This is a genomic window from Streptomyces sp. ActVer, assembly GCF_027270795.1.
In the GTDB taxonomy this organism is placed as follows: domain Bacteria; phylum Actinomycetota; class Actinomycetes; order Streptomycetales; family Streptomycetaceae; genus Streptomyces; species Streptomyces umbrinus_A.
On sequence record NZ_JAPWHT010000341.1, the window covers coordinates 1 to 11,413 of the forward strand.

Consider the following 11,413-nt stretch of genomic DNA (forward strand, 5'->3'; position numbering starts at 1 on the left):
GCCCCGGCCGCCCTGCGGGCGCCGCTCGCCGCCTGCCCGTCGAGCGGCCCCGCCGACGGCCCGGGCGCCGGGGCGGACAACAAGGTGAAGCCGGGCGCCGACGAACGCCCCGTCGAGGTCACCGTCACGCCCACGGGGGAGCGGGTCCCGGCGGGCGAGCCCGTGCGGGTCACGGCCGCGGGCGGCACACTCACCTCGGTGACGGTCACCGACGCCGAGGGCCACAAGCTCGCCGGGAGGGCCGCCGCCGACGGCCGGTCATGGGTGTCCGACCGCAAGGCCGCACCCGGCGCGGCGTACACGGTGACGGCGGCGGCCAAGTCCGAGGGCGGAACCGCCGAGAGCACGAAGGCCGCCTTCACCACAGCCCCGGCGGACAAGGTCAACAAGGTCGACTGGCGGCCGGGCGCCGCCTCCACCGTCGGCGTCGCGCAGCCGATCTCCCTGGTCTTCGACAATCCGGTCAGGAACAAGGCCGAGGTCGAGAAGCAGCTCAGGATCACCACCTCGAACGACACCGAGGGCTCCTGGGGCTGGCTGACCGACTGGTCGGGCAGGGACCGGGCGGACTGGCGGCCCAAGGAGTACTGGAAGCCCGGAACCAAGGTCACGCTCGACGCCGAGCTGAACGGCACCGACTCGGGCGCGGCCGGCGGCTGGTTCGTACGCGACTACACGACAACCTTCACCATCGGCGCCCGGCAGATCGTCAAGGTCGACCTCGACAGCCACCAGCTCAAGCTCGTACGCGACGGCAAGACGGTCCGGCGCATACCTGTCTCCGGCGGTGCGCCGGGCGGTGACAAGCGCTCCTGGCGTGGAACCGCCGTGCTCATGGCCAAGGAGGGCACGATCAACATGAACTCCCAGACGGTGAACCTGGGCGACGCCTACAACAAGATGGTCGACTACTCGATGCGGCTGACCTGGTCGGGCATGTACGCACACGCAGCCCCGTGGAACGCCCGCTACTTCGGCAACTCCAACCAGAGTTCCGGCTGCATAGGGATGAGCGACGCGAACGCCGCCTGGTTCTACGGTCAGGTGCGGCCCGGCGACCCGTTCGAGATCACCGGCAAGGACACCAAGGGCGTGGTCGCGCCCGGGAACGGCTTCGGCGCGTGGAACCTCTCGTGGACCGAGTGGCAGCGGAAGAGCGCGCTGCGCTGAGCAGTTCAGTCCTGGAGGGAGTGCAGGGAGTGCAGGGAGTGCAGGGAGTGCAGGGAGTGCAGCATGGCGCCGATCTTCGCCGCGACGGTCTCGGCCGCGCCCTGGGCGTACGACGATCCATCGCCTCGGACGTGATCCGGGCGTAGCTCGCCGGCGCCGTGTCGGTGGACAGCTCGGGCGAGATGCCTGCCAACGCTCCGTTGTCCGGGAACCACTCCGGGATTGTCCTTGATCGGTAACGGAGGGATCCGGTGGCCGCCGTTCCTCGTCCTTCCTGGTGGTCGCGAGTCGACCAGGGAAACGGCGAGGAACTGCGTGAAAGCGGGGCGGACATGGCGCGGCACAGCGGCGGGCGGGGCTGGTACGGCAAGGTGCTCGGCGCGGCGCTCGGGGTGGCGTTGGTAGCCGGCGGTGCCTCGACATGGGCCGCGCAGGCCGGTGCCGTGGGCACCTCGTCGCCGAACGCGTCCTCGTCGGCCGAGCCGGGTGGTGTCAAGCCGGTCGCGGTGACCATCGCGCACGCCTCGGAGAAGGGAGCGCGTGGCGTCAACATCACCATCGACGACGGCCCCGACCCCGTGTGGACCCCCCAAGTCCTCGACGTACTGCGGGAGTACGGGGTGAAGGCCACGTTCTGCATGGTGGGGACGCAGGCGCAGGCCCACCCGGACCTCGTGAAGAAGGTCGTCGCGGCCGGGCACCGGCTGTGCGACCACTCGGTGTCGCACGACACCACCATGGACAAGAACTCCCAGGCCTACCAGTCGAAGCAGATCCTCGACGCAGAACGCATGATCACCAAGGCCTCCGGGGGCGTACGCCCGATGTACTACCGGGCGCCCGGCGGGGCCTTCACCCCGTACAGCCGCAAGCTCGCCGCCTCCCGCGGCATGCGTCCGCTGGGCTGGAACGTGGACAGCAAGGACTTCGAGCGGCCGGGCGCGGACGCCATCGTCGCCACCGTCGAGCGCGAGGTGCCGAACGGGCCGACGCTCCTCTTCCACGACGCGGGAGGCGACCGCTCCCAGACCGTCGAGGCCCTGGGCCGGATCCTCCCCCGGCTCAAGGAGCAGGGCTACTCCTTCGGCTTCCCGGTGCGCTGACGTCCCACGGTGTTCGGTCGGCGGCCCTGACGAACTCGGGCCGCCCCATGCCGTGAAGGTTGCGGTAGGCCGCCCTGCGGGGTGAGGTCCAGCCGTCCAGCAGGGCGGGGTCGGGGCGGTGGACCTCGATGCCGAGTGGGCGGCAGACGTCCAGCGGATCACGGGCGTCCGGACCCCAGAGGGGGACGGACAGATCGCCGCCGGGGCAGGCGGAGAGGGCGCACAGCAGGTCGGTCTCCGCGAAGAACTCGAAGTAGTCGCCCTTGCGTGCCGGGCAGCCCTTCATGAAGTACTGGTCGTCGTCGTTCAGGCCCGTGCACTTGACGTACGGGTCGCAGCGGGTGCCCAGCAGGTGGAGCATCTCGCGGCGTCGCTGCCCGATGCCCGATGCGTGGCGTGCCGCTGCCCGATACCTGGCGGGTCGCTGTCCGACACCTGGCCTGTCGCTTGCCCGACGACGACATGGGTACTGTGAAACACGCGGAACGATCGCCTGCTACACCGGACAGCGGACGAGGGTACTGCGGAGCTGCCAGGCGGTTTGCTCGGGGCGGTCCCTCGGGGTGAGGGGAGCCTTTGGTGCTTCAAGGTGCACGGGGCGGCACCCTGCGTACGGGTGCGGTCGACGTCGCGCGGGTCGGTGGTCTGTGGCGGGTCACGCGGCCCTGGCACCCGGGGTTGCGGCCGTTCCTGCGCAGCTGTGTCGGTTACTGGGAAGCGATGACCTCGCCGTACGAGGCGCGGTTGATGCCGTCTGGTCGTGCGACCCTGTTGATCAGCCTCGCTGAGCCGTTTTCCCAGGTCCGGCGGCTGGGCGTACCGGGCGGGGACAGCGGGAGCATCGGTTCGCTGGTGGTGGGGATGGAGGACCGGCCCGCGATCTGTGTGCATCCCGGGGGCCAGGAGGCGATCCGGGTCGAGTTCACACCGCTGGGCGCGTACCGGCTGTTCGGCATGCCGATGAGCGAGCTGACGAACCTGGCCATCGAGATCCGGGACGTTCTGGGGTCCGGGGCCGGAGTGCTGGTGGAACAACTGGCGTCCACCCAGGACTGGTCGGCCAGGTTCGACCTGCTGGACGAGGCGTTGCTGGCCCGGCTCGGGGACGGCCCGGAGCCCTCGCCCGAGGTGGGCCACGCCTGGCGACTGCTCTCCGGCAGCGCGGGGGCGATCCCGATCGCCCGTATCGCCGCCGAAGTGGGGTGGAGCCAGGGGTACTTGATCCGGCGGTTCACCCAGCAGATCGGGCTGACACCGAAGGCGTCCGGCCGCGTGCTGCGCTTCCGCCACGCCGTGGCGATGCTCAACCGCGGGGCCGCGAGCCTCACCGAGATCTCGACGGCCTGCGGCTTCTACGACCAGGCCCACCTCAACCGCGAGTTCCGCGCCATCGCCGGCACCACCCCCGGACAGATGATGGCCGCCCGCCGAGTGGAAGGCGCCCTGGCCGTCTCCACGAGGTCAAATTCGTCCAAGACCGCACCGATCACCGGCCGATAGCGTCCCGCTCGTACAACCGATGGCCGGTCGGATGGCACGGGGGACTGTCCGACCGGCCGCGTAGGCGTGTGGCCGTGGAGCTGCGTGCGAGGACGCGGGGGAAGCCTTCGGTGGCATCCGCGGCTTACCTCGTTCTGGCCCGTTCCGCCTCGTTCCAGAGGTGCCACCACGTCCGGTACAGCCTTTCCGCCTCCAGGCACCCGGGGGTTTCTGCTGTGCGGTCCGGGGCCGGTCGGCAGTCGGAGCACCTCACACAGTGGTCGGAGAGAGCGACGAACGCGGACTGTGCCGGGGACAGCGTCGGTGTGGTCACCGGTGTTCCTCCCTGGTGAGTTGGTGCAGGGCGGTGCGGGTGGTACATCGGGAGGCATCGTCGACGCACTGCTCGCAACGTGGAGCGTGGTCGTGAAGAGCCCTCTTCGCGGCCCGGGCGGTGCAGTGGCGGCAGCCCCGAGGGAACGTGACGTAGTGGCTGTCCTGGCGCCGGTGCCGACGGGCACCGAGGTCCATGGCCGTCTCGGCAGTGAGTGTCACCGGGCACCAGACGCAGACACGACCGCGAAGCTGCTGTTCGGACTGCTTGTCGAGCGGCGGCAGGTGCAGTAACACCAGCACCTCAGGCGGGACCTCGTATACGGCACCGGTCACTGGGCTACCTCCCGTACGGGATTGAATATGTGACGGAGCGCCTAGATGTCGCAGACGCACAGTGATGATGGATGTGTACGGGAAGACCGAACCAGGCCATTCGGCGGCCACCTGTGGCCACGTGGCGGCCATGGCCGGAACGAGGCGTGGTGGCACCACAGACTGGACGTATGAGCCGCAACGACGCGTTACGGGCCGCAAGGCTGCGTGTGGGCTGGCGCACGGTGGAGCGGGCTGCCGCCGCCCTCACCGAGCACGGCCAACAGCTCCTGGACGACCCGCACTTCACCGTGTCCCCGCGCACCTGGCGACGCTGGGAGGGCGAACGCCCCGGCTGGCCCGCCGAGGAGACGGTGAGCGTCCTCCACGATGCCCTCGGCCGGTGGCCCGAAGACCTGGGTTTCACCACTCCGCCCGGCTGGATCCGCCCCGAGCGTCATGAGGAGGTCGAAGTGAAGCGTCGGACGTTCATCTCCGTCACCTCTGCGGCACTCGTTGCCGGACCGGTCGCTCCCCAGCACGTCGATCCGGCTCTCATCGACTACTTCCAGACCCAGTTGGAGGGGCACTACCGCGCCGACATGTTCCTCGGGCCGCACGATCTGATCGGCACCGTGTCCGCGCAGTACCAGCTCATCGACAAGCTCGTACGCTCGGCGAAGGGCGAGACGAGACGCGGCCTGCTGAGGGTCGGCGCCGCGTACGCCGCACTCATCGGCTGGCTGTATCAGGACGCCGGCGACATGGACGGTGCCGCCTTCTGGCGTGGTGTCACGCAAGAGATCGCGACGCGGTCGCGGGACCGGCACCTCATCGGCTACTCCCTCGTCAACCAGGCCCAGGTGCGCACCGACCTCGGCGACGGGCACGCGGTGATCGACCTGTGCGAGGCCGCCCTCGACGACGCCGGCCTCCTCCCCAAAGTGCGGATCATGGCCATTCAGCAGCAGGCGCACGGCGCGAGCCTGACCGGAGACCGCAGGTCGGTCGACCAACTCATCGATGCTGCCGACGGGTTGCTCGGCCGGATCGACGACGACCTCCCATGGGGCAACGCGTGCCGACGTACGCCCGGTTACCTGGAGGTCCAGCGGGCCACCTGCTACGGCAGGCTCGGCCTGGGCCGCGAGTCCGTTGCGCTGTGGGACCAGGTCCTCGATGTCGTCCCGGCAACCGCCCGCCGTGACCGCGGCGTCTACCTCGCCCGGCACGCCACAGCAGCGGCCGCCGCCCGCGAACCGGAACAGGCACTGCAGATCGCCCGGACCGCGACAGAGGTCGCGCTGGAGACACGATCGGCTCGTTTGCACCGCGAACTGACCACCCTGGAACGGGCGATGCTGCCATGGCAGGATGCCCCGGTCGGCCGGGACATGGCCGAAGTCCTGGCACCGGTGACGAAGGGGATCTGACTGTGGCCGACGCGCCGGTACCGCTGTCCGAGGACGAGATCGAGTCCGCACTGCGGGACGCACCGGGCTGGCGGCGGAACGGCAACGAGATCACCCGTACATTCGGGATCCGCTACCACGGCGGCGTGGCGATGATCGTGCACGTGGCCGACGTGGAACGACTCATCGGTCACCACGCCGACATCGACCTGCGGTGGGACACAGTGCGGTTCGCCATCACCACCCATGACGCCGGCCACCGGCTGACACGGGCGGACTTCGACCTCGCTCGACGTATCGACGGCATCGCGGCGGCGCATGGCGCGGAGGCGGCGGAGAGGTAGGAGGGGCAGGAGTCCTGGGCACCCTGGCAAGCCTTGCCAGCCGTGAACCAACCCTGACTGGCTGCTCCAAAGCCACCCTGCTGCAGGTCAGTGCAGCAACTGCCGCCAGAAGACCCGAGCCTCCCGAGCTCAGAGCATCCAGCTGCGGAAGCTGGAAACGCCTGCTGCCAACTACCTGGTTTTGAACTCGACCTTTCCGGTGCTCATTCGGAAGTTCCCATTCGAGTACAGCGTGGGACGGGCCTCGACATGGTTGCCGCTGTACTTCTCCACATGCCGGATCTGGGCACCGCCGGGAATGGTGAAGTCGATCAAGGCAATGGCGACCCAGTAGGACAAGTTGCGATCGTTGAACAGCGGCACCGTTACGGTGGAGCCCCGTCCGTCACTGACGACCGCCCTGGCACCGTAGGACTTAAACGAACCGGTCCCGTTCTCCACCGCGCTGTAGGCACACCGGAGGACATAGCCCTGAAGGTCTGGACGACGGATAGTGATCGTCTCGCGGCCCGGCGCCCTGGAGTCGCCGTCCAAAGCGATGTAGGGCGGCGCAACGGACGACCCGAGCTGTCGGTAGTAGACGACCTGATCTGACTTGTTCGGGCGCTTGCCGGTTGAGGTGACAAGACCTCCTGGGACGTAGAGGGCGTACAGGTCGAGGTCGGCGCCAGCCTGCCTTCGGGCCACGCTTCCGCCGTTCCACTCGAGTGCGGCCGTCACGATGAGGTTCGGGTCGTCCTTGCGCATGTCGATGGTCGCCTGACCGGCCTTGGTGAGGGCGACTTTGCCCAGCGGGACGAGGGGACGAACCGGTGTCGTCGATGGGGCCGGCGGAACCACCAGTGAGACGCGTGGTGCGTAGGTGGGGCGCTGCGGCGCCGTAGGCGTGTGTCGGGTCTGTCTGGGCGTCGCAGACGAGACCTGTGCCGCAGTCGGTCCTGGGTCATCCACAACAATGCCGAGGTCCGAGGCGAGACCCACCAGCCCTGTATCCCATCCTTGGCCTACAGCTCTTGCCTTCCAACTGCCTGCGCGTCGGTAGAGCTCGATGAGGATGGCCACCGTCTCCCGATGAGTGAGCGGCGGCGGCGCGAAGGCAATCCGCGCATTTCCGCACTCGATGACCGCATGGGGGGTGTTGCTCGCGTCGAAGTGAAGGGCCCGCAACTGGGGGTCGATGCTGGCGACAACCGCAATGCGGTCGACTGTCGCGGGGACCGCGGCCAGATCCGCCACGACTGTCCGCCCGTTCAACTCGATCCCGTCCTGCGACGAGTGGTTGTAGAAGACCAGATCGTCATCACTCCGCACCTTGCCGTCCTGCCCGAGCAGGACAGAGGACACATCGATGCCCGTAGTCGGAGAGCTGAGGGTGACGCGGCAAACTGCCGCAGGCAAGACGGTATTGCCGCCTTTGGTAAGAGTAGTAGTCATGTGTGGCCTCTCGCGGTGGTTCGTACATAGTGGTGTCCCTGGCCGGCCCGTGTAGGACAAACACTGATGTCCTGCGGTGAACACCGCCGAGGTGAACGCCACGGCACAAGTCCTCCCGCTCCACCAACACAGTTGGAAAGCGTATTGATGAGCGGATCCCATGCGGGCACAACGGGTGTGGTGTCAGACCTCGATGACAATGTGTGCGGCATGGAGACACCCACTGCCCCCGACAGCGGGGATGAGGAGCACGCCGTCATCGCGTACTTCCGGCTTGCCCGTGACGGCTTCGGCGAGGTCGACCAGCGTGAGCGGATCTACGACGCTGAGCGGGCGATGGAGGCATTGACCGAGAAGGCAGGCGTCGGGGAGGTCGACGGGAACGAGTTCGGAGGAGGCGAAGCCGTCGTGTACGCCTACGGACCCGATGCCGATGCTCTGTTCAAGGTCCTGGAGCCGGCTCTGCGCAGTTTGCCGTTCCGGCCGGCGCACGTCCTTCTCAGGCGGGGCGACAACGAAACACGTGTCGATCTCTAGCCCTGTCGAGCAACCCGAGGCGTCTGCGAACGCACCGCACAGGCACACCAGTTGGGGCAGGGAACAGCGGGGAACCACGGTGAAGGTCGCCAAGCCCAACCTCGCCGTACCGCGGGCTTCCGCCAAGATCGGCGATCGAACCGACTGCGGATGACCGTGACTTCCCAAGCTGAGGGACGTCACGACACGATGGGGACACCGACCAAGGGGTGTCATGGGAAACAGGGAGACGGAGCAGGCCGCGATCGCGCATGTCATGGCCCTGGAGCGAGCCGCTGGCCGTGACCCGAAGGATGTCCATGCCTCGGGGCTCCCGTACGACGTCGACAGTTCGCCTCGCATGATCGAGGTCAAGGCATTCAGCCGCTCGGCGCGCAGTGAACCGCTGCCGCTGGAGGATCGGCAAGCGACGGCCGCCAAGGAGAATCCCGAGCACTACTACGTCTATGTGGTCGACAACCTTGCGGGCCTTGATGGGGCGGAGGTCGGAGTGCGCCTCCTGCATGGAGAGATACTGCTGGCCATGATCGACCGAAGCCGGCCTCGAATCACGTACTGGCCCACCTTCAAGGCCGCCGAGTACGACCAGGTCGAGCGCCTGGGCTGAGTGCCCGTCAGGGGATGTCGCGCTCGACCAGCGAACCGTTCGGCCCCATCGAGTAGAAGCGCGGCGGCCCCATGGCCTCCGCCACGCCTCTCAGCTCCGCTTCCTTCTCGGCGGGATCAGGCCCTTTGGGGTCCCGCACGCGGAATCCGTGGAGTCGGATGCCGTACGCGTCGACATCGCCGGGCTCGGGAAGCCCCTCCAGGATGAACCCGCAGAGTGCACGTAGCGCGTCCTCGCCAAGCTCCAGAGGGTGGAACGGCAATGCGTAGGGCTCTTCCTCCTCGTCGGGCCAAGGAATGACGTCGGCAGGGCGGTCACCGGACCAGTAGGGCTGTTCGAAGGGGAGCGGTTCGCCGTTCGCCGTCAGAGGGTCCGGCAGTGCGCCGCGGGCGCAATTGACACGCACCGCATCCGGATCGGTACGGGGAGTCGCCGGCCTCGTGAGGCCCCTTCGGTGGCGGGTCCCGTCGTGGGAGAGGACGCTGGGTGTAGGGGTGCGTGATGGAGAGGCGGCCCCATGGCTGAGACGAGTACAGATCACAAGGCGCATACGCCGTTCTTTTCGCGGCCCGGTGTGCGGCGGCTGGCGCCGTTCGTTCTGATCAGCGCGATCGCTCTGGTCTTCATCTTCCAGAACCGCTCGGACATCGAGATCCGCCTCCTCATACCGGAGGTGACCATGCCGCTGTGGGGTGCCCTTCTGATCGCCTGGGGCCTCGGGATGCTTGCCTGCGCCTTCACTCTGCGTCGACGCCGGAACCGGCATTCACGACGGACGCGGTGAGGGCTGCGTCGACGGCTCCCTGGCGGTGCCGAGCGCGCCTATGCGTCGTAGCCACGACCTGACCTCGGTGTCGGCCTGCCGGACCTCCTCGCCGCGCACCGCCAGGCCCTCGCCGATGGTCGCGCCCCGGCAGGAGGCCGCGTAGTCGCGCTCGGTGGTGCCCAGGCCGCTCATCGCATGGGTGGTGAACGGGAAGACCGTCTTGCCTCGGAAGTCGAGCCGCTCCGCGAAGGTCGACATGATCATGGGGGCTCGGACGTTCCAGATGGGGCTGCCCAGCAGGATCGTGTCGTAACGGGCTGTCGAGGACAGGGGGTTGGCGATGGACGGTCGGGCGTCGGCCTTCTGTTCGCGGGCGTTGCGGGCGACCGTCTCGTCGTAGTTCTCGGGGTACGGGTCAACAGCCTCGATGCGGTGTACGTCGCACTCGACACGGTCGCCGATCATCCCGGCCAGGACTTCGGTGTTGCCGATGTCGAGGGTGGTGCGGCCGCCGTAGGAGTAGTTCTCGCCCGGTCGGGAGAAGTACGCGAGCAGGATCCGTCCGCGTTCCCCCGGAGCAGCCCTCGTGGCGGGCCGCTCGGCAGTGGGCTCGGGTGGCGTGGGTGTGGAACAGGCTGTGATCTGGGCGCCGGTCATCGCCGTGGCTCCTCCGAGGAGTACGGCTCGAAGGAGCTTGCGTCGGTCCGGCCCGCCCTCGTCGGTCGTGAGTACGTCCATGCCGTAGTGCTTCCGGGACACCGTGAAGCCCCGCCTCCCCTCAGGTCAGTCGGTGTTGCGGTTGAAGCCCGCGAACCGCGTGACGACCGCCGGGTCCCGGTGGTCGAAGAACAGTGAGCTGCCCGTGTCCAGGGTGGCGACGGCCGACATCTGGTCGTCGGTGAGTTCGAAGTCGAAGATGTCGATGTTCTCCGCCATCCGGTCTGCGCGGACCGACTTGGGGATCGCGACCACGTCACGCTGGGTCAGCCAGCGGAGCACGATCTGCGCCACGGACTTGCCGTGCTTCTCGGCGATCTCGCTCAGGAGCGGGTTGGTGAAGAGGTTGCCCCGGCCTTCGGCGAACCCGCCCCACGACTGGAGCTGGACCCCGTGCTCGCGCATGACCTCCTGGTCGGCGGTGCGCTGGAAGAACGGGTGGGTCTCGATCTGGTCGACCGCGGGGGTGACCTCGTTGAAGGAGGCGAGGTCGACGAGCCGGTCGGGGTGGAAGTTGGCGACGCCGATCGCCCTGACGGCACCTTCGCTGTGCAGCTGCTCCATGGCACGCCAGGAGCCGTAGACGTCGTTGAAGGGCTGGTGGATCAGGTACAGGTCGAGGCGGTCGAGGCCGAGCTTGCGCAGCGACGTGTCGAAGGCGCGTTTCGTCTTCTCCTCGCCCGCGTCCTGGAGCCACAGCTTGGTGGTGACGAAGAGTTCGTCGCGCGGGATGCCGGCCGCCCTGATCGCGCGGCCCACGGCCTCCTCGTTGCCGTACGCGGCGGCCGTGTCCAGCAGCCGGTAGCCGGCGGCGAGCGCGTCGGTGACTGCCCTCTCGGTCTGCTCCGGTGGGATCTGGTAGACGCCGAAACCGAGGATCGGCATCTCGACACCGTTGTTGAGGGTGACGTACCGCATGGGGATTTCCTTTCGCACGTACGAGGTCGAGGTGATGGAATCCAGCCTCGCCTCTATCCGTCCGCCGTGGCAGGCCGAGATGGGCCAGGGAGCGGTGTTCGGGGGTATGACAGGGCCTCCCACGCGCCTGCCGTGCAGGTCAGCACGGTGTGACACTGGCCGTATGGCATCCGAGCAGAGCGGCAGCGGCGGCAGCGGCGTCGGTGGTGGTGGTGGTGGTGGTGGTGGTGGTGGGGGAAGCAGTGGCGGGGGCAGTGGCCTGGGGCTGGGGCAGTTTC

At 68.3% G+C, this 11,413-nt stretch carries 15 protein-coding genes; 8 read left to right on the forward strand and 7 right to left on the reverse strand.

Annotated features, from left to right (window positions below; genetic code table 11):
- Positions 1 to 1,170 (forward strand): Ig-like domain-containing protein (locus O3Q52_RS38245; protein WP_269653193.1); only part of this gene is annotated, 1,170 nt, incomplete at its 5' end.
- A 5-nt stretch (positions 1,171 to 1,175) separates the two neighbouring features.
- Here the strand turns inward: O3Q52_RS38245 and O3Q52_RS38250 are convergent.
- Positions 1,176 to 1,385 (reverse strand): hypothetical protein, encoded by a 210-nt coding sequence (locus tag O3Q52_RS38250; protein WP_269653194.1) that lies wholly within the window; start codon positions 1,383 to 1,385, stop codon positions 1,176 to 1,178.
- A gap of 117 nt (positions 1,386 to 1,502) precedes the next feature.
- On the opposite strand from O3Q52_RS38250, the gene O3Q52_RS38255 reads away from it, so the two are divergent.
- Positions 1,503 to 2,273 carry a polysaccharide deacetylase family protein gene (locus O3Q52_RS38255; protein ID WP_269653207.1) on the forward strand — a complete coding sequence of 257 codons (771 nt, stop codon included), beginning with the start codon at positions 1,503 to 1,505 and terminating at the stop codon, positions 2,271 to 2,273.
- Here the strand turns inward: O3Q52_RS38255 and O3Q52_RS38260 are convergent.
- Positions 2,233 to 2,634, reverse strand: a complete 402-nt coding sequence (locus O3Q52_RS38260; RefSeq protein WP_269653195.1) for a DUF1989 domain-containing protein — start codon at positions 2,632 to 2,634, stop codon at positions 2,233 to 2,235. The two genes, O3Q52_RS38255 and O3Q52_RS38260, sit on opposite strands and share 41 nt — an antisense overlap.
- A 218-nt stretch (positions 2,635 to 2,852) precedes the next feature.
- Here O3Q52_RS38260 and O3Q52_RS38265 point away from each other — a divergent pair, with 218 nt between their 5' ends.
- Positions 2,853 to 3,773, forward strand: coding sequence for an AraC family transcriptional regulator (locus O3Q52_RS38265; RefSeq protein WP_269653196.1), 921 nt, complete (start codon positions 2,853 to 2,855; stop codon positions 3,771 to 3,773).
- A gap of 309 nt (positions 3,774 to 4,082) precedes the next feature.
- Here the strand turns inward: O3Q52_RS38265 and O3Q52_RS38270 are convergent, their stop codons facing one another.
- The gene (locus O3Q52_RS38270; RefSeq protein WP_269653197.1) at positions 4,083 to 4,421 is read right to left on the reverse strand and encodes a hypothetical protein; all 339 of its coding nucleotides are present in this window, start codon (positions 4,419 to 4,421) and stop codon (positions 4,083 to 4,085) included.
- Positions 4,422 to 4,591: 170 nt separating this feature from the next.
- Here O3Q52_RS38270 and O3Q52_RS38275 point away from each other — a divergent pair, with 170 nt between their 5' ends.
- Both O3Q52_RS38275 and O3Q52_RS38280 read left to right on the forward strand, forming a co-directional pair.
- Complete coding sequence (locus O3Q52_RS38275; protein WP_269653198.1) at positions 4,592 to 5,833, forward strand: Twin-arginine translocation pathway signal; 1,242 nt, start codon at positions 4,592 to 4,594, stop codon at positions 5,831 to 5,833.
- A gap of 2 nt (positions 5,834 to 5,835) precedes the next feature.
- Entirely contained in the window at positions 5,836 to 6,156 is a 321-nt protein-coding gene (locus O3Q52_RS38280; protein ID WP_269653199.1) for a 4a-hydroxytetrahydrobiopterin dehydratase, read from the forward strand.
- Between the two features lie 171 nt (positions 6,157 to 6,327).
- Here O3Q52_RS38280 and O3Q52_RS38285 read toward each other — a convergent pair whose 3' ends face one another.
- Complete coding sequence (locus O3Q52_RS38285; RefSeq protein ID WP_269653200.1) at positions 6,328 to 7,590, reverse strand: TerD family protein; 1,263 nt, start codon at positions 7,588 to 7,590, stop codon at positions 6,328 to 6,330.
- A gap of 210 nt (positions 7,591 to 7,800) precedes the next feature.
- Between O3Q52_RS38285 and O3Q52_RS38290 the strand changes: the two genes are divergently transcribed.
- Together O3Q52_RS38290 and O3Q52_RS38295 are read left to right on the forward strand one after the other, a co-directional pair.
- Entirely contained in the window at positions 7,801 to 8,127 is a 327-nt protein-coding gene (locus O3Q52_RS38290; protein ID WP_269653201.1) for a hypothetical protein, read from the forward strand.
- A gap of 214 nt (positions 8,128 to 8,341) precedes the next feature.
- Complete coding sequence (locus tag O3Q52_RS38295) at positions 8,342 to 8,734, forward strand: DUF3883 domain-containing protein (RefSeq protein WP_269653202.1); 393 nt, start codon at positions 8,342 to 8,344, stop codon at positions 8,732 to 8,734.
- Positions 8,735 to 8,741: 7 nt separating this feature from the next.
- Here the strand turns inward: O3Q52_RS38295 and O3Q52_RS38300 are convergent, their stop codons facing one another.
- The gene (locus tag O3Q52_RS38300; RefSeq protein ID WP_269653203.1) at positions 8,742 to 9,140 is read right to left on the reverse strand and encodes a hypothetical protein; all 399 of its coding nucleotides are present in this window, start codon (positions 9,138 to 9,140) and stop codon (positions 8,742 to 8,744) included.
- Between the two features lie 111 nt (positions 9,141 to 9,251).
- Between O3Q52_RS38300 and O3Q52_RS38305 the strand changes: the two genes are divergently transcribed.
- Positions 9,252 to 9,518 (forward strand): hypothetical protein, encoded by a 267-nt coding sequence (locus O3Q52_RS38305; protein WP_269653204.1) that lies wholly within the window; start codon positions 9,252 to 9,254, stop codon positions 9,516 to 9,518.
- On the opposite strand, the gene O3Q52_RS38310 is transcribed toward O3Q52_RS38305, so the two are convergent.
- Positions 9,501 to 10,259: a flavodoxin gene (locus tag O3Q52_RS38310; protein WP_269653205.1), complete on the reverse strand. Its 759-nt coding sequence runs from the start codon at positions 10,257 to 10,259 to the stop codon at positions 9,501 to 9,503. The two genes, O3Q52_RS38305 and O3Q52_RS38310, sit on opposite strands and share 18 nt — an antisense overlap.
- 24 nt (positions 10,260 to 10,283) lie before the next feature.
- Positions 10,284 to 11,135, reverse strand: a complete 852-nt coding sequence (locus O3Q52_RS38315) for an aldo/keto reductase (protein WP_269653206.1) — start codon at positions 11,133 to 11,135, stop codon at positions 10,284 to 10,286.
- Between the last annotated feature and the right edge of the window lie 278 nt (positions 11,136 to 11,413).